At 69.9% G+C, this 19261-nt stretch carries 16 protein-coding genes; 8 read left to right on the top strand and 8 right to left on the bottom strand.

Annotated features, from left to right (window positions below; genetic code table 11):
- Positions 1–28: 28 nt before the first annotated feature.
- The 3 genes from gudD to LCHO_RS05590 form a co-directional block, all read right to left on the bottom strand.
- A complete protein-coding gene (gene gudD, locus LCHO_RS05600) occupies positions 29–1363 on the bottom strand; it encodes a glucarate dehydratase (protein WP_012346149.1) in 1335 nt (444 codons plus the stop codon).
- Positions 1364–1415: 52 nt separating this feature from the next.
- Positions 1416–2327 carry a 5-dehydro-4-deoxyglucarate dehydratase gene (gene kdgD / locus LCHO_RS05595; RefSeq protein WP_012346148.1) on the bottom strand — a complete coding sequence of 304 codons (912 nt, stop codon included), beginning with the start codon at positions 2325–2327 and terminating at the stop codon, positions 1416–1418.
- 124 nt (positions 2328–2451) lie between these two features.
- Positions 2452–3186 carry a FadR/GntR family transcriptional regulator gene (locus LCHO_RS05590; protein WP_012346147.1) on the bottom strand — a complete coding sequence of 245 codons (735 nt, stop codon included), beginning with the start codon at positions 3184–3186 and terminating at the stop codon, positions 2452–2454.
- A 151-nt stretch (positions 3187–3337) separates the two neighbouring features.
- Here LCHO_RS05590 and LCHO_RS05585 point away from each other — a divergent pair, with 151 nt between their 5' ends.
- The 6 genes from LCHO_RS05585 to LCHO_RS23635 all read left to right on the top strand — a co-directional run bounded on the left by LCHO_RS05585 (position 3338) and on the right by LCHO_RS23635 (position 9071).
- A complete protein-coding gene (locus tag LCHO_RS05585; RefSeq protein WP_012346146.1) occupies positions 3338–4156 on the top strand; it encodes an NAD-dependent epimerase/dehydratase family protein in 819 nt (272 codons plus the stop codon).
- A 77-nt stretch (positions 4157–4233) separates the two neighbouring features.
- Positions 4234–5220: a TRAP transporter substrate-binding protein gene (locus LCHO_RS05580; RefSeq protein ID WP_012346145.1), complete on the top strand. Its 987-nt coding sequence runs from the start codon at positions 4234–4236 to the stop codon at positions 5218–5220.
- 82 nt (positions 5221–5302) lie between these two features.
- Complete coding sequence (locus tag LCHO_RS05575; protein ID WP_012346144.1) at positions 5303–5854, top strand: TRAP transporter small permease; 552 nt, start codon at positions 5303–5305, stop codon at positions 5852–5854.
- The gene (locus LCHO_RS05570) at positions 5854–7137 is read left to right on the top strand and encodes a TRAP transporter large permease (RefSeq protein WP_012346143.1); all 1284 of its coding nucleotides are present in this window, start codon (positions 5854–5856) and stop codon (positions 7135–7137) included. The genes LCHO_RS05575 and LCHO_RS05570 overlap by 1 nt, the downstream gene beginning before the upstream one ends.
- A gap of 3 nt (positions 7138–7140) precedes the next feature.
- Positions 7141–8115 carry an SMP-30/gluconolactonase/LRE family protein gene (locus LCHO_RS05565; RefSeq protein ID WP_012346142.1) on the top strand — a complete coding sequence of 325 codons (975 nt, stop codon included), beginning with the start codon at positions 7141–7143 and terminating at the stop codon, positions 8113–8115.
- Between the two features lie 188 nt (positions 8116–8303).
- Positions 8304–9071 (top strand): hypothetical protein, encoded by a 768-nt coding sequence (locus LCHO_RS23635; RefSeq protein WP_012346141.1) that lies wholly within the window; start codon positions 8304–8306, stop codon positions 9069–9071.
- A gap of 182 nt (positions 9072–9253) precedes the next feature.
- Here the strand turns inward: LCHO_RS23635 and LCHO_RS05550 are convergent, their stop codons facing one another.
- Genes LCHO_RS05550 through alkA form a run of 3 tightly spaced genes read right to left on the bottom strand, consistent with a single transcriptional unit; the run spans position 9254 to position 12158 of the window.
- Positions 9254–10141 carry a DMT family transporter gene (locus LCHO_RS05550; RefSeq protein ID WP_012346140.1) on the bottom strand — a complete coding sequence of 296 codons (888 nt, stop codon included), beginning with the start codon at positions 10139–10141 and terminating at the stop codon, positions 9254–9256.
- On the bottom strand, positions 10138–10653 hold the full coding sequence (locus LCHO_RS05545) for a methylated-DNA--[protein]-cysteine S-methyltransferase (protein ID WP_012346139.1): 516 nt from the start codon (positions 10651–10653) through the stop codon (positions 10138–10140). Before LCHO_RS05545 ends, LCHO_RS05550 begins: the two co-directional genes overlap by 4 nt.
- An 8-nt stretch (positions 10654–10661) precedes the next feature.
- A complete protein-coding gene (gene alkA, locus LCHO_RS05540) occupies positions 10662–12158 on the bottom strand; it encodes a DNA-3-methyladenine glycosylase 2 (RefSeq protein WP_043703907.1) in 1497 nt (498 codons plus the stop codon).
- A gap of 172 nt (positions 12159–12330) precedes the next feature.
- Here alkA and LCHO_RS05535 point away from each other — a divergent pair, with 172 nt between their 5' ends.
- Together LCHO_RS05535 and LCHO_RS05530 are read left to right on the top strand one after the other, a co-directional pair.
- Positions 12331–14523 (top strand): putative bifunctional diguanylate cyclase/phosphodiesterase, encoded by a 2193-nt coding sequence (locus tag LCHO_RS05535; RefSeq protein WP_012346137.1) that lies wholly within the window; start codon positions 12331–12333, stop codon positions 14521–14523.
- Between the two features lie 165 nt (positions 14524–14688).
- The gene (locus LCHO_RS05530) at positions 14689–16302 is read left to right on the top strand and encodes a methyl-accepting chemotaxis protein (protein ID WP_012346136.1); all 1614 of its coding nucleotides are present in this window, start codon (positions 14689–14691) and stop codon (positions 16300–16302) included.
- Positions 16303–16333: 31 nt separating this feature from the next.
- Here LCHO_RS05530 and LCHO_RS05525 read toward each other — a convergent pair whose 3' ends face one another.
- Both LCHO_RS05525 and LCHO_RS05520 read right to left on the bottom strand, forming a co-directional pair.
- Positions 16334–18013: a Na/Pi cotransporter family protein gene (locus LCHO_RS05525; RefSeq protein WP_012346135.1), complete on the bottom strand. Its 1680-nt coding sequence runs from the start codon at positions 18011–18013 to the stop codon at positions 16334–16336.
- A 40-nt stretch (positions 18014–18053) separates the two neighbouring features.
- Positions 18054–19256 carry a urate hydroxylase PuuD gene (locus LCHO_RS05520; protein ID WP_012346134.1) on the bottom strand — a complete coding sequence of 401 codons (1203 nt, stop codon included), beginning with the start codon at positions 19254–19256 and terminating at the stop codon, positions 18054–18056.
- Between the last annotated feature and the right edge of the window lie 5 nt (positions 19257–19261).

Below are 19261 nucleotides of genomic sequence, written 5' to 3'. Positions count from 1 at the left end.
TCTTTCGTGTGGGGTGTGGATCGAAGCCTCAGCGCACCAGGCACGGGCGCTTGGGGTCGAAGGTCCAGTTCGGGATCAGGTACTGCATCGCCGTGGCGTCGTCGCGCGAGCCCAGGCCGTGCTGCAGGTAGAGCTGGTGCGCGGCCTCGACCGCGTCCATGTCGAGCTCGACGCCCAGGCCCGGCACGGTCGGCACGGCCACTTCGCCGTCGACGATCTGCAGCGGTTTTTGCGTCAGGTTCTGGCCGTCCTGCCAGATCCAGTGGGTGTCGATCGCGGTGACACGCCCCGGCGCAGCAGCCGCGGCCTGCGTGAACATCGCCAGCGACACGTCGAAGTGGTTGTTGGAGTGCGAACCCCAGGTCAGGCCGAAATCGCGGCAGGTCTGCGCCACCCGCACCGCACCTTGCATGGTCCAGAAATGCGGGTCGGCGAGCGGGATGTCGACGCTCTGCAGGCTCAGCGAATGCACCATCTGGCGCCAGTCGGTGGCGACCATGTTGGTGGCGGTCGGCAGGCCGGTAGCGCGGCGGAACTCGGCCATCACCTCGCGGCCCGAGAAGCCGCCCTCGGCACCGCACGGGTCTTCGGCGTAGGCGAGCACGCCGTGCATGTCGCGCATCAGGCGGGTCGCGTCCTTGAGCAACCAGCCGCCGTTGGGGTCGAGCGTGATGCGGGCCTGCGGGAAACGCGCTTTCAGCGCGCGGATCGCCTCGACCTCTTCCTCGCCGCGCAGCACGCCGCCCTTGAGCTTGAAGTCGTGGAAACCGTAGCGCGCCTGCGCGGCTTCGGCCAGTGCGACCACCGCGTCGGGTGTCATCGCCTCCTCGTGGCGCAGGCGCAGCCAGGGGTCGGCAGCGTCGGGCGCGCTGTCGTACGGCAGATCGGTCTTGTTGCGGTCGCCGATGTAGAACAGGTAGCCGAGCATCGGCACGCTGTCGCGCTGCTGGCCTTCGCCGAGCAGCGCGCACACCGGCACCTCGAGGTGCTGGCCGAGCAGGTCGAGCAGCGCCGACTCGACCGCGGTGACCGCGTGGATCGTGGTGCGCAGGTCGAAGGTCTGCAGGCCGCGCCCGCCCGAATCGCGGTCGGCGAACTGCGTGCGCACGGCGTTGAGCACGCGCTGCCAGTCGCCCACCTTGGCGCCCACCACCAGCGCGGCGGCGTCTTCGAGCGTGCGCCGGATCGGCTCGCCGCCCGGCACCTCGCCCACGCCGGTGCGGCCGGCGCTGTCGGTCAGGATCAGCAGGTTGCGGGTGAAGTACGGCGCGTGCGCACCGCTCAGGTTGAGCAGCATGCTGTCGCGGCCGGCCACCGGCACGACACGCAGGGCCACGACGACGGGGGTAGCGTTGGAACTCATGGGCAAGGTCTCCTGGCGAGGGCGCATGGGGCAGTGGGCGGGAGCGGGCGGCTTACTGCGGCCCGAGCTTGGCCATCAGCGCCGCCAGTTCGGCCACCTCGGCCGGCTTCAGGTCGCTCAGCGGCGGGCGCACCGGGCCGGCGCCGTGGCCGATCAGGGTGGCACCGGCCTTCACGATCGACACCGCGTAACCGTGGTTCTTGTTGCGCAGCGCGATGTAGGGCAGGAAAAAATCGCGGATCAGGCGGTCGCAGGTGGCGCTGTCACCGGCCGCGTGCGCGTTGTAGAACTCCATCGCCGTCTTGGGGATGAAATTGAACACCGCCGACGAGTACACCGGGCAGCCCATCGCCTTGTAGGCGCCGGCAAACACCTCGGCCGTGGGCAGGCCGCCGAGATAGGCGAAGCGCTCGCCCAGGGTCTGGCGGATCGACACGAAGGTCTCGATGTCGCCGATGCCGTCCTTGAAGCCGATCAGGTTCGGGCAGGTCTCGGCCAGCACCAGCAGGCTGGCGGGCGTGAGCTTGCAGGCGCCGCGGTTGTAGACCGTGACGCCGAACCTGACGCTGCGGCAGACCGCCTGCACGTGGGCGATCAGGCCTTCCTGGCTGGCTTCGGTCAGGTAGTGCGGCAGCAGCAGCACGCCCTGCGCACCCAGGCGCTCGGCCTCCTGCGCGTACTGGATCGCGACGCGGGTGCCGCCACCGGCGCCGGCAATGATCGGGGTGCGGCCGCGGCAGGTGTCGAGCGCCACCTTGATGACGTCGCTGTATTCGCCCGGCTCCAGCGAGAAGAACTCGCCCGTGCCGCCGGCCGCGAACAGCGCGCTGGCGCCGTAGGGCTGCAGCCACTTGAGGCGTTCCGCATAGGGCTTGGGCGCGAAATTCAGTTCGCGGTCGAAGTCGGTCAGCGGGAACGACAGCAGGCCGGATTGCAGGACGTTCTTGAGCTCTTGGGGGGACATGCGGGATCTCCGTGGGGCGGGGTGGAACAGGTCGACGACTTATGTTGTATGTCATCGTACAACATATGACCCACTCCGCGATACGTGAGATCACCTAGACCCGGGCTTTCGCCCGGGCCCGCCCTCAGCTCAGCGCGTCGGCCTGGGCGCGCCGGCGCCGCTCGCGGCTGTTGGCCAGGTGGGTGCGCATGGCCGCGCGGGCGGCGTCGGCGTCCTGGCCGACGATGGCGTCGAAGATGCTCTCGTGCTCGCTGTTGACGCGGCGCAGGTAGCGCCGGTGCTCATCGCTCGGCTCGCCCTCGGGCACCAGTCGGGCGCGCGGGATGATCATGCTGCCGAGGGTCGACATCAGCTCGGTGTAGTGGCTGTTCTGGGTCGCGCGGGCGATCTCGAGGTGGAACTGGAAGTCGGCGGCGACCGAATCGCGCCCGGCCTCGAAGTCCTTCGCCACCGCATCGAGCGCAGCGCGCAGCTGCACGATGTTGGCTTCGGTGCGGCGCTGCGCGGCCAGCGCCGCGGCTTCGGTCTCGAGGCCGATGCGCAGCTCGAGCACCGCGATCACGTCGCGCAGGGTGTTGTACTGCTCGGGCGCGATGCGGAAACCCGGCGCCTCGCCCACCCCCAGCACGAAGGTGCCGATGCCGTGCCGCGTCTCGACCAGGCCGGCGGCCTGCAGCTTGGAGATCGCCTCGCGCACCACCGTCCGGCTGACGGCGAACTCGGCCATGATGGCCGCTTCGGTGGGCAGCTTGTCGCCTTGCGCGAGACGGCCGTCGCGGATGCGATCGCCGAGGGCATCGACCAGTTCAAGGGCCAGGGTGCGCGGTCTGCGACGCGCTGCGGCTGTGGGGGTGTTCATACGGTCTCGGTGGAATCCCTAGGCATTGAGTCGGCGAACGTGCCGGAGAATCGGTCACGTTGTACGACAACTGACAACGTACCTCAATACGTGTTCCCACTGTATCCGCACCGCAGCCTCTGACGGACATTCTTCGAAGCGATTCATCACCATGCCCAGCCATCCGACCCCTCTGCGATTCGACCGCCTGCTGCTGACCGGTGCCGCCGGTGGCCTGGGCCGCGAGCTGCGCACGCGCCTGAAGGCCTATTGCGACGTGCTGCGCCTGTCGGACATCAGCGATCTCGGCGCCGCTGCCGCCGGTGAGGAGCTGATGCCCGCGCCGCTCGAGGACGCCGCCGCCGTGCACGCGCTGCTGGCCGGTGTCGACGCCGTCGTGCACCTGGGCGGCGTGTCGACCGAGCAGCCCTGGCAGCCGATCCTGCAGGCCAACATCATCGGCACCTACAACCTGTACGAAGCCGCGCGCAAGCACGGCGTCAAGCGCGTCGTGTTCGCCAGCTCGAACCACGTCACCGGCTTCTACCGGCAGGACGAGGTGGTGTCGCCGAAGGATCCGATGCGGCCCGACGGCCTCTACGGCCTGTCCAAGGCCTTCGGCGAGAACCTGGCGCAGTTCTACTTCGACCGCTACGGCATCGAGACCGTCAGCGTGCGCATCGGCTCGTCCTTCCCCGAGCCGAAGAACCGTCGCATGCTGGCCACCTGGATGAGCTTCGACGACCTCGAGCGCCTGGTGATGGCCGCACTCACCGCGCCGGTGATCGGCCACAGCGTCATCTACGGCATGGGCGACAACACCACCACCTGGTGGGACAACACCAGCGCCCGCCACGTCGGCTACCGGCCGCAGGACAGCTCGGAGCGCTTTCGCGCCAAGGTCGAAGCGGCCGACCCGAAACCCGACCTGAGCGACCCGGCCGTGATCTACCAGGGCGGCCCGTTCGTGCGCACCGGCCCGTTCGACTGACGGCCGGATCGCCCGCCCGCCACTTTCCGCGTTTCAGCCCCCGCCCCGCTCACCCGTCCACTTCAGGAGACAACACCATGAACTTCCGTCGCACCCTGCTGGCCGCCTGCGCCGCTGCCGCCACCCTCGGTTTCGCCCCGCTGACCACCTCGGCCCAGAACATCGTCATGAAGGCCGCCGACGTGCACCCGGCCGGCTACCCGACCGTGGTCGCGGTCGAGAACATGGGCAAGAAGCTCGACGCCGCCACCAGCGGTCGCATCAAGTTCCAGATGTTCCCCGGCAGCGTGCTCGGCGGCGAGAAGGAGATGATCGAGCAGACCCAGTTCGGCGCGATCCAGCTGCTGCGCACCTCGCTGGGCCCGATCGGCCCGGTGGTGCCCGAGGTGAACGTGTTCAACATGCCCTTCGTGTTCCGCAACATCGCCCACATGCGCGCGGTGATCGACGGCCCGATCGGCCAGGAACTGCTCGACAAGGTCAGCGCCTCGCCGGCCCGGATGGTCGCGCTGGCCTGGATGGACGGCGGCTCGCGCAGCCTCTACACCAAGAAGCCGGTGCGCAGCCCCGCCGACCTGAAGGGCCAGAAGATCCGCATGATGGGCAACCCGCTGTTCGTCGACACCATGAACGCGATGGGCGGCAACGGCATCGCGATGGGCTACGGCGAGGTCTTCACCGCCATCCAGACCGGCGTGATCGACGGCGCCGAGAACAACCCGCCCAGCCTCTACACCGCCAACCACTTCAAGGCCGGCGCCAAGTACTTCACCCAGACCAACCACCTGATCATTCCCGAGATCCTGGTGATGTCGAAGGTGACATTCGACAAGCTCAGTCCGGCCGACCAGGCGCTGGTCAAGAAGACCGCCCGCGAAGCGCAGCTCGAGCAGCGCACGCTGTGGGACAAGGCGGTGGCCGACTACACCACCAAGCTCAAGGCCGAAGGCGTCGAGTTCATCGAGATGGACAGCAAGCCCTTCTTCGACGCCACCGCACCGGTGCGCGCCAAGTACGGCGCCAACTTCGCCGACCTGATGAAGCGCATCGAGGCCGTCAAGTAAGACGCCGGCCTCGCTGCGTCCAAGCCCGCACGGCCCCGGCCGGGCGGGCTTTTTTCGAACCGCCTGACCTGATCGCCTCCGCATGGACCCGCTCTACATCCGTTTGATGGATCGCTTCTACCTGGCCAGCATCTGGCTGGCCGGCGCCGCGATCTTCTTCATGTCGCTGATCATCCCGTGGGGCGTGTTCACGCGCTACGTGCTGGGCACCGGCTCGCAGTGGCCCGAGCCGATCGCGATCCTGCTGATGATGGTGTTCACCTTCATCGGCGCGGCCGCCGCCTACCGCGCCAACGCCCACATCGCCGTGACGATGCTGACCGACGTGCTGCCCGCGCCGCTGCGCAAGCTCTCGGCCCGGGTGGTCGACCTGCTGATGCTGCTGGCCTGCCTGTTCGTCACCTTCTACGGCGCCCGGCTGTGCCTGGAGACGATGGGCCAGTCGCTGGCCGAACTGCCCTGGCTGCCGGTGGGCGTGACCTACGCGTCGCTGCCGATCGGCGCGGCCGTCACCATCCTGTTCGTGCTCGAACGCATGTTCTACGGCACCCAGAACCATCGCCCGCTGGTGCGCTACGAAGAAGGCGACGCAAGCGACGCCACCGATACACCGACCACCGAGGGAGCCCGCTGATGGATGCTTTCGTGCTGATCGGCAGCTTCGTGCTGCTGATGATGATCGGCGTGCCGATCGCCTTTTCGCTCGGCCTGGCCGCCCTGATCGGCGCGCTGTGGATCGACATCCCGCTCGACGCGGTGATGATCCAGATCGCCGCCGGGGTCAACAAGTTCTCGCTGCTGGCGATCCCGTTCTTCGTGCTGGCCGGCGCCATCATGGCCGAGGGCGGCATGGCGCGCCGGCTGGTGGCGTTTGCCGGCGTGCTGGTGGGTTTCATCCGCGGCGGGTTGTCGCTGGTCAACATCCTGGCCAGCACCTTCTTCGGCGCGATCTCGGGCTCGTCGGTGGCCGACACCGCCTCGGTCGGCACGGTGCTGATCCCCGAGATGGAGAAGAAGGGCTACCCGCGCGACTTCGCCACCGCGGTCACCATCAGCGGCTCGGTGCAGGCGATCCTGATCCCGCCCAGCCACAACGCCGTGCTGTACTCGCTGGCCGCAGGCGGCTCGGTGTCGATCGCCGCGCTGTTCATGGCCGGCGTGCTGCCGGGCCTGCTGATGGGCCTGACGCTGGCCGTGCTGTGCCTGATGAAGGCCAGGAAACACGGCTACCCCAAGGGCGAGGTGATCCCGCTCAAGCAGGCGATCAAGATCTCGATCGACGCGATGTGGGGCCTGATGACGATGGTCATCATCCTCGGCGGCATCCTGTCGGGCGTGTTCACGGCCAACGAATCGGCTTCGATCGCGGTGGTCTGGGCCTTCTTCGTCACGATGTTCATCTACCGCGACTACAAGTGGCGCGACCTGCCCAAGCTGGTGCACCGCACCGTCAAGACGGTGACGATCGTGATGATCCTGATCGGCTTCGCGGCGGCCTTCGGCTACCTGATGACGCTGATGATGATCCCGCTGCGAGTCACCGCCTTCCTCACCAGCCTGTCGGACAACAAGTACGCGATCCTGGCCATGATCAACATACTGCTGCTGGTGCTGGGCACGCTGATGGACATGTCGCCGCTGATCCTGATCCTCACGCCGATCCTGCTGCCGGTGGTCAAGATGCTGGGTGTCGACCCGGTGCACTTCGGCATGATCATGATGGTCAACCTCGGCATCGGCCTGATCACGCCGCCGGTGGGCACGGTGCTGTTCGTCGGCGCAGCGGTGGCCAAGCTCAAGATCGGCGTGGTCACCCGGGCGATGATGCCGTTCTTCGTCGCGCTGTTCATCGTGCTGCTGATGGTGACCTACATCCCCTGGCTGTCGCTGTGGCTGCCGCGTTTCCTGGGTCTTTGAAGCATGAACACCACCGGTCCGCAACTCCCCTTCGCGCCCAGCCAGCGTTATCCCGATCCGGCCATCGAACTGCTCGACCCGAGCTTCGCCCGCTATCGCCTCTTCAGCGGCGGCGTCGAGCAGCTCGCCAGCGGCCTGCGCTGGGCCGAGGGGCCGGTGTGGTTCGGCGATGGCCGCTACCTGCTGGTCAGCGACATCCCGAACAACCGCATCCTGCGCTGGGACGACTGCTCGGGCGCGCTCAGCGTGTTCCGCGCGCCGGCCGACAACGCCAACGGCCACGCACGCGACCGCCAGGGCCGCTTGCTGACCTGCGAGCACCTGACCCGGCGCGTGACCCGCACCGAGTACGACGGCCGCATCACGGTGCTGGCCGATACATACGACGGCAAGCGCCTCAATTCGCCCAACGACATCACCTGCCGCAGCGACGGCAGCGTCTGGTTCACCGACCCGAGCTTCGGCATCGAGAGCGACTGGGAGGGCGAAACCGCGCCGCAGGAACTGCCGCATGCGGTCTACCGCATCGACGGCGCGAGCGGCCGGCTCGACGCCGTGATCACCGACCTGAACGCGCCCAACGGCCTGTGTTTTTCGCCCGACGAACGCACGCTGTACGTGATCGAGAGCCGCGCCAACCCGCGCCGCATCTGGGCTTATGACGTGGATGCGGCCGGCGCCCTGTCGAACAAGCGCAGCCACGTCGAGGCCACCGACCACGGCGCGCTCGACGGCATGGCCTGCGACCGCGACGGCAACCTCTGGTGCGGCTACGGCAGCAACGGCTCGGCGCAGTCGGTGGGCGAGGTGCTCGACGGGGTGCGCGTGTTCAACCCCGCCGGCAAAGCCATCGGCCACATCCACCTGCCCGAACGCTGCGCCAACGTGTGCTTCGGCGGCGCCAAGAACAACCGCCTGTTCATGGCCAGCAGCCACTCGCTCTACGCCGTCTACGTCAACACCGCCGGCGCGCTGTGAACACGCGCCTGCCGATGACCTGAACCGCGCCACCGATCCCCTGCCCTCCCCAGGCCCTGACACGCCGAACCCTCGGCGTTCAGGGCCTGTTCATTTGCGGGAAAAAGCTTGTGGATCGCTTAACCGCGGAGTTGTTCCTGCCTATACTACAGACATGGGAAACGTTCCCATTAATCAGGAGATCCCCCATGACCACCACCCGCCGTCTTCCCACCGCCATCGCCCTCGCCAGCCTGTCCTTCCTGAGCCACTCGGCCGTTGCCGCCCGGTTGCCGACGTCGTTCAAGGCGATCGAGCCGGTCACCGCCACGGTCACGCTCGACCAGCAGGGCACCGCCGCGCCGCAACCGATGCTGCTGGCCAAGAACGGCGGCAGCTCGTCGGGCTCGTCGGGCAAGTCGTCGGGTGGTTCGAGCGGCTCGTCGGGCAAGTCCTCCGGCGGCTCATCGAACTCGGGTTCGTCGTCCGGCAGCGGTTCTTCCGGCAGCAGTTCTTCCAGCGGGTCGTCTTCCGGCGGCTCGTCGTCCGGCAGTTCGTCTTCCGGAGGTTCGTCGGGCAGCGACGACTCGGCCGGGCACACCCGCCGGGGTCGTGGATCCGACGACGCGCCGGGGCATGTGCGGCACGGCCGCGGCACCGACGATGCACCGGGCCACGTGCGCCAGGGTCGCGGTGCCGACGACGCGCCGGGTCATGTCCGCCAGGGCCGCGGGACCGATGACGCGGCCGGTGATGACCGCCAGGGCCGTGGCACCGACGATGCCCCGGGCCACATCCGCCAGGGCCGCGGTGCCGACGACGCGCCGGGCCATGTCCGCCAGGGCCGTGGGGCCGATGACGCGACCGGTGACGACCGCCAAGGCCGCGGCGCCGACGACGCCGCAACCGAAGAACTGCGCCGCAACAAGGCCCGCCAGCCCAAGGGCGGCGCCGACGACGGTGCCAATCACACCTGATCGGGCTGCGGCCTGACCCGGAACGGGCGGTGTTGCGCGAGCAGCACCGCCTTTCCTGTTTTCGGGCCGGCCCCGATCTGCGCGAAATGGCCCGCACAGGGCGTTCCGCCACGCCCACATCTGCGGGTGATGTCACCCAGACCTGAGTTCCGAGGCCGGGCGCCCTGAGTCCGGCCGCCCGGTCAGCGACCGGCGCGTCGCAGCGCCGGCAGGCGCAGCAGGCCGGTCGCCAGGGCGGTGCCGGCCAGGATCACCAGACCGCCGCCGGCCATGCCGGGGGTCACTGCCTCGCCCAGAAACAGCACGCCCCAGAGCGTGCCGAACACCGGCACCAGGAACGTGACCGTGACCGCGCGCGAGGCGCCGACCCGGCCGATCAGCCGGAAGAACAGCAGGTAGGCCAGCGCCGAACAGCCCACGCCCAAGGCGATCGCCGCCAGCCACGGCCCGACGCCCGGCGTCACGGCCGGCCAGTCGAGCGGCGCCAGCGGCAACAGCAGCAGCGCCGACGCCAGCTGCGAGCCGGTGGCGTTGGCCAGCGCGGGCACGCCGCCCAGATGGCGCTTGGTGTAGTTGGCCGCAAAGCCGTAGCTGAGCGCAGCGCCCAGCAGCGACAGCACCGCCCAGCCGCTGCCGCCGGGCTTGAAGTCGGCCTTGTCGGCCGACATCAGCAGCACGCCGGCAAAACCCAGCGCCAGCCCGACGATGCGCGAGGCGTCGAGCCGATCCTTCAGCCAGACCGCGCCGACCAGCGCGGTGAAGATCGGCACCGTGGCGTTGACGATCGACGCGAAGCCGGCGGTGACCGACAGCGTGGCCCAGGCGATCAGCACGAACGGCAGCGCCGAGTTGAAGATCGCCATCACGGTGATCGGCCCGGCGCGCTCGCGCAGGACGCCCAGCTGGCCGTGCCACAGCAGCAGCGGCAGCAGGCAGGCCGCGGCGATCGCCACCCGCAACCAGATGAGCGGCACCGCGCCGAACACCGGCGCGGCATACCGCAGGAACAGGAACGAGCCGCCCCACAGCGCGGCCAGCAGCAGCAGGTCGGACAGGTCGCGGCCCTTCATGGCGCGTCGCGCCACAAACCGGGTTCACCGGCCTCGAACGCCAGCAGCGCGACCTTGCGCGCCAGCCCGCCGGCATAACCCGTCAGCGCGCCGCTGCGGCCGATCAGGCGATGACACGGCACGACGATCGAGATCGGATTGCGCCCGGTCGCCGCACCCACCGCGCGCGTGGCGGTCGGCCGGCCGAGTGCAGCCGCGACGTCGCCATAGGCCAGCGACTGGCCGAAGCCGATCTGCACCAGGGCCGACCAGACGGCGCGCTGGAACTCGGTGCCGTGCGGATCGAGCGGCAGGTCGAAGGCCTGGCGCCGGCCGGCGAACCAGTCGTCCAGCTGCGTGGCGGTTTCGATCAGCGTGGCATCGGCCGCGTCGTGCTGCCAGTCGGCGGCCGGGCCGTCGAAATGCTGCTGGCCGTCGAACCAGACGCCGCACAGGCCGGCGGGCGTGGCGGCGAGCGTCATCGCGCCGAGCGGGCTGGCATAGGCGGCCCAGCGGATCGGGGGCTGTTTCATGGGGGACCTCATGGTTTCGGGGCGGTGGCCGCTTCGGCGAGCCGGCGCCAGAGTTGCACGGTGGCGTAGCTGCGCCAGGGGCGCCAGGCTTCGGCCAGCGCATCGGCCTCGCGCGGGCCGGCGGCGCCGAGCGCCTTGATCAGTGCGACGTCGCCGCTCGGCCAGGCGTCGGGCCAGCCGAGCGCGCGCAGCGCAATGTACTGCGCGGTCCAGCGGCCGATGCCCGGCAGGGCTTGCAGGCGCTCGGTGCACAGGGCCACGTCGGCGGCCGGGCCGAGATCGATCTCGCCGCTCGACACCGCCTGCGCCAGCGCGATCAACGCATCGGCGCGGCTGCGCACGATACCCAGCGCGGCGATCTGCTCGGCGCCGGCCGACGCCAGCCGCTGCGGCGTCGGGAACAGCAGGCCGACGCCGTCCAACGACTGCTCCGATCGCAGCGGCTCGCCGAACGCGGCCGCCATTCGGCCGGCCAGCGTGTGCGCTGCCTTGACCGTGACCTGCTGGCCGAGCACGGCCCGCACCGCCATCTCGAAGCCGTCGAACGCGCCCGGCACGCGCAGACCCGGCGCATCGGCAGCCAGCGGGCCGAGCACCGCGGCCACCGCCTGCGGGTCGCACGACAGGTCGCACAGGCGGCGCACGCCGGCCAGCAGCGCCGGCAGCACGCGCAAGAGGCTGGGCGCGACGTCGACCGCGATCGCCTCGCCGTGCGCGGCCAGGCCGAGCGCCAGCCAGCCGGTGTGCTCGCTGCCGCCGGCGTGCAGCCGCACGCTGCGCCGATAGGTGCCGTCGGCCACCGCCTCGACACCGGCCACGCAGCGCGCCGCCAGGAAGGCCAGCAGCCGCGGCCAATCGAGCGGCGGGCGGAACGCCAGCTCGAAGTGCAGCCCGCCCTCGCGCGCAGCCGGGCCGCTGGCGCGCCGCAGTTCACCCGGCGTGAGCCGGTAGCGGCTTTGAAACAGGTGATTGAAGCGCCGCAGGCTGCCGAAGCCCGCCGCCAGCGCCACCTCGGTGACCGGCAGCGTGGTGTCGGCCAGCAGGCGCTTGGCGATCAGCAGCCGCTGGGTCTGGGCGTAGTCGATCGGCGTGACGCCGAAGGCGGCCATGAAGATGCGGCGCAGGTGGCGGTCGGTGATGCCCAGCCGCGCCGACAGGCCGGTCAGCCCGCCATCGTCGAGCGCGCCGGCCTCGATGCGCTGGGCCGCAGCCCAGGCCAGGCGCGAGGGCATGTCGATGCCCGCGAGCCCCGGCGCCAGTTCCGGCCGGCAGCGCAGGCAGGGCCTGAATCCACCCGCCTCGGCGGCGGCGGCGTTGTCGAAGAAACGGCAGTTCGCGGCCTTGGGCGTGCGCACGCCGCAGACCGGCCGGCAGTAGATGCCGGTGGAGGTGACGCCGACGAAGAAGCGCCCGTCGAAGCGCCGATCGCGCGCCACCAGCGCCGCATAACAGGCGGCATGCGCGGTCGCGTCGGTGCTGGCGAGGGGGGCGGATCGGCTCGGCATGCAAACGATCATACGCAGCACCCTGGCCGGCGCTGGCCGTTTTCGGACACGATGTTGCGGCGCGCGGCCACGGGTGGACCGGGCCGCTTCAGTCGCGCCGGAGCGCGCCGATAAGCAGACGTCGTCCACCCTGAACCGTGGTGCGGTGCCGATTGCGCCGCGCCTCAGATCCATGCCGAACACGCCTTCGTTTGCAGCCCACGTGGTGTTCCTGATCCGGCGCGTGCCCATCGCCGCACGCCTGGTGGCCGCCTTCGGCCTGGTGCTGCTGCTGCTGGGCCTGATGCTGGCGCAGGCGCTCGGCCACACCGCCACGATGAACGACGCCGTGCACCGCATCACGCAGGGCACGCTCAACCAGGTGATGCTGGCGCACCGCACGCAGACCGCCGCGCACGTGGGTGTCGAGCAGCTGTATTCGCTGTTCGTGCTCGATCAGCGCGAGCTGCGCGTGCCCGTCTACGCCCAGATCGACCAGGCCGCGCGCGATCAGCAGGAGGCCTTCGACGCCCTGCTGGCCGAGACCGGGCTGGGCCGCAACGAGCCGGTGATCGCCCGGGTGCTGCAGGACCGCGCGCGTTATGTCGAAGCCTTCGACGAGACCGTCTCGCTGGTCGAGCTCGACCCCGCACTGGCGCGGCCGGTGATGGTGTCGCAGACCATGCCGGCGCTGCGCAGCATGCTGGCCGCGCTCGACATGCTGGTGGCGCACAGCTCCAGACGCGCCGGCGACGACCTCGCCAGCCTGCACGATCTGCACGGCCAGGTGCGCGCCCGGCTCTGGTTCGTCGGCGTGCTGGCGGTGCTGGTGGCGCTGGCATCGGCGGCACTGATCACGCATTCGATCGCCAAGCCGTTGCGCTCGGCGGTGACGCTGGCCGGCCACATCTCGGCCGGCCGCATCGACACGCCGCTGCCACCGGCGGCCAGCGACGAGGTCGGCGTGCTGACGCAGGCGATGGACGACATGCGCCAGAACCTGGCACGCCGCGAGGCCCGCATCGCCGAGCTGGCCTACCGCGACGACCTCACCGGCCTGGCCAACCGCACGCTGTTCAACGACCGCCTCGATCAGGCGCTGGCCAGCGCGCGCCGGCAGGGCAATGCGCTGTCGGTGCTGGTGCTCGACCTCGACCGCTTCAAGCAGGTCAACGACGTGCTCGGCCACACCCTCGGCGACCAGGTCCTGAAGGAGGTGGGCGAGCGCCTGCGCAACGCGCTGATGCGCACCACCGACACCGTGGCGCGGCTGGCCGGCGACGAGTTCGCGGTGCTGCTGCCGACCCAGGACCACGCCGCCGCGACGGCGCTCGGCCGACGCCTGCTGTCGGTGCTCGAGAGCCCCGTGCCGGTGCAGGGCCAGCGGGTCGACGTCAGCGCCAGCATCGGCATCGCCTGCGCCGACGACGCCGGCCTGAGCGCAGCCCAGCTGATGGCACGCGCGGACATCGCCATGCACGAGGCCAAGCAGGGCAACCGCGGCCTGCTGGTGTTCGAGGCGGCGATGGAGCGCCACGTCGAACACGGTCTGACGCTGCTGAGCGACCTGCGCCGCGCCGCCGATCAGCACGAGTTCTTCCTGCTCTACCAGCCCAAGCTGCGGCTGTCCGACGGCCACTGCGACGCCGCCGAGGTGCTGATCCGCTGGCGCCACCCGCAGCGCGGCATCGTGCCGCCGGACCGTTTCATCCCGTTTGCCGAGCAGACCGGCGCGATCAAGGCGATCACGCTGTGGGTGCTGCAGCACGCGCTGAACCAGCTGGCGAGCTGGCAGCAGCTGGGCTGGCAGCTGTCGCTCAACATCAACGTCTCGACCCGCGACCTCGGCCAGCCCGACTTCCCGGCCCTGGTCGACAACGCCCTGCGGCGCGCCGGCGTGGCCGCCGCCAGCCTATGCCTCGAAGTGACCGAGAGCGCCATCATGGACGACCCGGCGCAGGCGCTGCGCTGCCTGCAGGCGCTCAACGAGATGGGCGTGCGGCTGTCGATCGACGACTTCGGCACCGGCTACTCGTCGCTCGCCTACCTGAAGAAGCTGCCGGTGCAGGAGCTCAAGATCGATCGCTCCTTCGTCAGCGGCCTCGACCGCGACGAGGCCGACGTGACCATCGTGCGCTCGACCATCGACCTGGCCCACCACATGGGCCTGGCCGTGGTGGCCGAGGGCATCGAGACCGAGGCGGTCAGCCAGCGCCTGCGCAGCTTCGGCTGCGACCAGGCGCAGGGTTATCTGTACAGCCGGCCGCTGCCGGCGATGGAGTTCATCGCCTGGCTGAAGCAGCATCGTTTCCCGGCCGGATCGGGCATCGGCGCGAAGCCCGACGGCCGTGCCGGAATGCCGGCCGGTCCCCTGATCGCCGCCTGAGCCGGCAACAGGCAGCCCGACTCAGCGGACCCGGCGGCGACAACGAGGGCCGGAATGAGGACGTTTTTCCGCGCCACATCAAGGCATCGACGGCCGAGGGAACTCGCATAGTCGCCAGTCAGATCGGCGCAGAGCGCCGAAGGTCCGCGCAACGAAAGGCATTCCGTGAATCAAGCAGCACCGATACGGGCTGGCAGCCGGCTCCAACTCTCCCACAAGCTCGGACTCAGCTTCGGGCTGTTCGTGCTGATCCTGCTGGGCCTGACCGGCCTGGCGCTGGTGCGCATCGAGTCGCTCAACACCACCTTGCTGGAGGTCAGCGGCGGCGGCGCCAAGCGCAGCCAGACGGTGCGCGACATGGAGCGCTGCGCCAATCTCTACGGCAGCACGCTGGGTTCGTTCTCGGCCGCTGATCCGTCCTCGCTGCCCGAACTCTACAAGTCGCTGGTCGCGACCGCGCAGAACTGCCAGGCGCTGAACACGGCCGCACGGCAGGCGATCGAGCAGCCCGAGGCCGTGGCCCTGCTCGATCAGGTCGACCGGGCCACGCAGGAGGCGCAGACCATCATCGCGAAATCGCGCGAGGAATACGCCAGCCGGGGCGACGGCGCGGTGGCCTTCGGCGTGCGGGTCGGCATGGCCACCGAGCAGGAGCGCGAACAGGCGCGGCTGGCCGCCTGGTCGAAGGCCGTGCTCGACCTCAGTGCCTGGGACGACGCGCACAACCAGGCCACCGTGCAGTCGTCGTCGAGCGTGGCGGCCGCGGCGCGCAACGTGCTGATCGGCGGCGCGCTGCTGGCGCTGGCGCTGGCCGGCGTGCTGGGGCTGTGGCTGGTGCGCGATGTCTCGCGCGGCCTGAGCCTGGCCGTGACCGCAGCCCGTCAGATGGCGGACCACGACCTCTCACGGCCGGTCGCCTGCAACCGCGGCGACGAGATCGGCACCGTGCTGATGGCGCTGGAGGACATGCGCGTGCGCCTGCACGAACTGGCCGCCGGCGTGCGCGAGGCCTCGTCGCAGATCTACCAGGCCAGCGCCGAGATCGCCGCCGGCAGCCAGAACCTGAGCGGGCGCACCGAACAGGCCGCCGCCACGCTGCAGCAGGCGCTGCACACCATCGAGACGCTGAACGACTCGGTGCAGCAGACCAGCGGCTCGGCGCAATCGGCCAACCAGCTCGCGCAGGCGGCCAACCAGGTCGCCAACCAGGGCGGCCAGACGGTGTCGCAGGCGGTGGCGACGATGGCCGAGGTCGACGTGGCCTCGCGCAAGATCGCCGACATCATCTCGATCATCGACGGCATCTCGTTCCAGACCAACATCCTCGCGCTCAACGCGGCGGTCGAGGCCGCCCGCGCCGGCGAGCAGGGCCGCGGCTTCGCGGTGGTGGCCGGCGAGGTGCGCGCGCTGGCCCAGCGCAGCGCCACGGCCGCACAGGAGATCAAGGGGCTGATCCAGAACTCGATGAACAAGGTCGCCACCGGCTCCGAGCAGGTGCACCGCGCCGGCAGCACGACGCAGGAGATCCTGAGTTCGGTCGAGCGCGTCTCGGGCATCATCACGACGATCTCGCACGATGCCGGCGAGCAGCTGGTCGGCATCGGCCAGACCCGCGACGCGGTGCGCCAGCTCGATTCGGTGGCGCAGCAGAACGCCGCGATGGCCGAGCAGGCCGCAGCCGCCGCCGGAGCGCTGACGGAACAGGCCGGGCGGCTGTCGCAGATGGTCAGCAGCTTCCAGCTCGACAACGCCGATCACCGGCGCGTCGCGCAGGTCTGACGCGGGCTGAAGCAGGCCCGAAGCCGGCGGTTCAGCGGGCGTGCGCCCGCACCTCTTCGTCCAGCCCGCCCATGCGCGAGGCGCGCAGCCGCGTCGGCGTCAGCGCGCCGGCGGGTTCGAGGATCGGGTAGGCGATCGAGCAGATGTGCGAGTTGATGCGCTTGAGCTCGCTGATCAGGTCGAGGTGCAGCGAGCTGGTCTCGATGCTGGCGGCGGTGTTGTCCTGCAGCCGGTTCAGGTGGGTGGAGGCGTATTCGTGCTCCAGCTCGCGAAAGCGCGCCTTCTCCTCGAGCAGCTTCTGCGCATCGCGCACATGGCCGTCGAGGAACACGCTCATGCCCAGCCGCAGATTGGCGAGCAGGCGCTCGTGCAGGTGCGTGATCTCGGCCATGCCGGCGTCCGAGAAGCTGCGCTGCTTGCGGATCTTCTTGTCCTCGACGTCCTGCAGCACGCGCTCGATGATGTCGCCGATCTGCTCCATGTTGATCGTGAACGAGACGATCTCGGTCCAGCGCTGGCTCTCGCGCTCGGACAAGGCGGTGCGCGAGACCTGCGTCAGGTAGAGCTTGATGGCGGTGTAGAGCGCGTCGACCACTTCTTCCATCTGGCGCAGCCGGGCGGCCAGATCGAGGTCGTTGTTGCGGATCACCGGCAGCACGCCGCGCAGCATGGTCTCGACCGCATCGGCCTGGCGCAGCGCCTCGCGGGCGGCGCAGCTCAGCGCGATCGACGGCGTGCCGAGCGCGAGCTTGTCGAGGTGGCGCGGCGCGCGATCGTCGGTGCTGGGCGGCACCTTCAGCCAGCGCTCCAGCGCAGCGGCCAGCAGGCCGGTGAAGGGCACGAACAGGATCGCCTGCGCGGCGTTGAACGCCAGGTTGAACAGCACCACCTGCATCAGCACCACGCCGATGCCGTCCTGCAGCCAGACGTGCACCAGGCCCAGGAACGGCGCGATCAGCAGCACCGCCAGCCCCTTGAACAGCAGGTTGCCCAGCGGCAGCCGACGGGTGGCGACATCGGAGCGCCAGACCGACAGCATCGACACCGCCGCGCGGCCGATGTTGGCGCCCAGCACCAGGCCCAGCGCGGTCGGCACCGGCACCAGGCCCTGGTCGGCCAGCGTCGCCACCAGCAGCACGACGGCCAGGCTCGAATAGCTGGCCATCGCAAGCAAGGCGCCGACCAGCAGCTCCATCGGCAGGTCGTTGGGCAGCGTGACCAGCAGCGTGCGCACCAGCGGCGCCTGCACCAGCGGCCCGGTGTTGGCGACGATCAGCTGCAGCGCCAGCGTGATCAGGCCCAGGCCGATCGAGATCTGGCCGACCCGGCCGGTGCTGGTCTTCTCGCGCGACACGTAGGTGATCACGCCCATGAAGATCAGCAGCGGCGACAGCCACGACAGGTCGAACGAGTAGACCAGCGCCATCACACTGGTGCCGACATCGGCGCCCAGCATCACCACCAGCGCCGGCGCGGTGGCCACCAGGCCGCGACCGACGAACGACGACACGATCAGCGCGGTGGCGGTGCTCGACTGCACCAGGCAGGTCACGCCCAGGCCCGCCAGCATCGCCTTGGGCCAGGCGCCCATGCTGGCGGCGAGCATCCGGCGCAGGTCTTCGCCGAACAGGCGCAGCACGCCGGTGCGCACGATCTGGGTCGCCCACACCAGCAGGGCGATGGCGGCCAGGAGATTGAGCAGGTGGAGCATCAGGAGCGAGGGAAAGGCGCCGGAGGCGCCATGATGCGCCTCAGGGCTTGTGGTCGGCCTGGGCCCAGCGGCCGATCAGCGTGCGCTCTGCCTCGGTGATGCCGGTGGCATTGTTCAGCGGCATCAGCTTCTGCAGCACGACCTGCTGGTAGATCTGCTGGCGGTGCTGCTCGATCAGCTCGGCGCTGTGCAGCGCCACGCCCTTGTTGGGCAGCTGGGCGTTGTGGCACAGCACGCAGCGCTGCTCGATGATGGGCTGCACCTGCGCCAGCGTCACCGGTGCGGCCGCCGCGTCCTCGACGACCTTCGCCGGCGCCAGCCAGGCGATCAGCACGGCCAGGATCAGCAGCGCCGCGGCCACCAGCGGCCACAGCTGCCGGCCCTTGTGGCGCGCCACGAAGAACTGCCGCACCAGCGCGCCCACCAGCATCAGCGCGCTGAGCACCAGCCAGTTCTGCGGATGCTGGAACAGCATGCCGTAGTGGTTGGACAGCATCGCGATCAGCACCGGCAGCGTGAAGTAGGTGTTGTGCACGCTGCGCTGCTTGCCGCGCTGGCCGAAGATCGCCTGCATCGGCCGCCCGGCCGTCAGGTCGGCCACCACGGTGCGCTGGCCGGGGATGATCCAGAACAGCACGTTGGCGCTCATGATGGTGGCGAGCATCGCGCCCATCAGCAGGAAGGCCGCGCGGCCGGCGAACAGCTGGCAGGCCAGCCAGGTGGCGGCCACGGTGTAGACGAACAGCAGGCCCAGCACCAGGCCGTCGTTGCCGGTCGACAGCGTGCCGTCGGCGGCCTTCTTCTGGCCGATGACGCGACAGATCAGGTCGTAGACCAGCCAGCCCGCCACCAGAAAGCCCAGGGCCGCGCTGCCGGCGGCCAGCGGCGACCAGTCCATGCGGCTCTTGTCGACCAGGAAGGTGCCGGCGTTCCAGAGATAGAGCACCGTGAAGAGGCCGAAACCCGACAGCCAGGTGCTGTAGCTCTCCCAGTAGAACCAGTGCAGGTGCGCGGGCATCTTGCTGGGGCCGAGCGGGTATTTCTGGGCGTTGTAGAACCCGCCGCCGTGCACCGACCAGATCTCGCCGCCCACGCCTCGGTCACGCGCGGCCGGATCGGCCGGTGGCACCAGGCTGTTGTCGAGCCAGACGAAGTAGAACGACGAGCCGATCCAGGCGATCGCGGTGATGACGTGCAGCCAGCGCAGCAGCAGGTTGGCCCAGTCGAGCAGGTAGGTTTCCATCGGGA

The organism is Leptothrix cholodnii SP-6 (assembly GCF_000019785.1).
Taxonomy (GTDB): Bacteria; Pseudomonadota; Gammaproteobacteria; order Burkholderiales; family Burkholderiaceae_C; genus Sphaerotilus; species Sphaerotilus cholodnii.
This window is presented reverse-complemented; position numbering and strand designations above follow the sequence as displayed.

Excerpts from the sequence above, each read along its gene's own strand:
- LCHO_RS05525 (WP_012346135.1), bottom strand. The coding sequence starts at position 18,013 with ATGCTCCACCTGCTCAATCTCCTGGCCGCCATCGCCCTGCTGGTGTGG.
- LCHO_RS05570 (WP_012346143.1), top strand. The coding sequence starts at position 5,854 with ATGGATGCTTTCGTGCTGATCGGCAGCTTCGTGCTGCTGATGATGATC.
- LCHO_RS23635 (WP_012346141.1), top strand. The coding sequence starts at position 8,304 with ATGACCACCACCCGCCGTCTTCCCACCGCCATCGCCCTCGCCAGCCTG.
- gudD (WP_012346149.1), bottom strand. The coding sequence starts at position 1,363 with ATGAGTTCCAACGCTACCCCCGTCGTCGTGGCCCTGCGTGTCGTGCCG.
- LCHO_RS05520 (WP_012346134.1), bottom strand. The coding sequence starts at position 19,256 with ATGGAAACCTACCTGCTCGACTGGGCCAACCTGCTGCTGCGCTGGCTG.
- kdgD (WP_012346148.1), bottom strand. The coding sequence starts at position 2,327 with ATGTCCCCCCAAGAGCTCAAGAACGTCCTGCAATCCGGCCTGCTGTCG.
- LCHO_RS05575 (WP_012346144.1), top strand. The coding sequence starts at position 5,303 with ATGGACCCGCTCTACATCCGTTTGATGGATCGCTTCTACCTGGCCAGC.
- LCHO_RS05545 (WP_012346139.1), bottom strand. The coding sequence starts at position 10,653 with ATGAAACAGCCCCCGATCCGCTGGGCCGCCTATGCCAGCCCGCTCGGC.
- LCHO_RS05550 (WP_012346140.1), bottom strand. The coding sequence starts at position 10,141 with ATGAAGGGCCGCGACCTGTCCGACCTGCTGCTGCTGGCCGCGCTGTGG.
- alkA (WP_043703907.1), bottom strand. The coding sequence starts at position 12,158 with ATGCCGAGCCGATCCGCCCCCCTCGCCAGCACCGACGCGACCGCGCAT.
- LCHO_RS05535 (WP_012346137.1), top strand. The coding sequence starts at position 12,331 with ATGCCGAACACGCCTTCGTTTGCAGCCCACGTGGTGTTCCTGATCCGG.
- LCHO_RS05585 (WP_012346146.1), top strand. The coding sequence starts at position 3,338 with ATGCCCAGCCATCCGACCCCTCTGCGATTCGACCGCCTGCTGCTGACC.
- LCHO_RS05590 (WP_012346147.1), bottom strand. The coding sequence starts at position 3,186 with ATGAACACCCCCACAGCCGCAGCGCGTCGCAGACCGCGCACCCTGGCC.
- LCHO_RS05580 (WP_012346145.1), top strand. The coding sequence starts at position 4,234 with ATGAACTTCCGTCGCACCCTGCTGGCCGCCTGCGCCGCTGCCGCCACC.
- LCHO_RS05565 (WP_012346142.1), top strand. The coding sequence starts at position 7,141 with ATGAACACCACCGGTCCGCAACTCCCCTTCGCGCCCAGCCAGCGTTAT.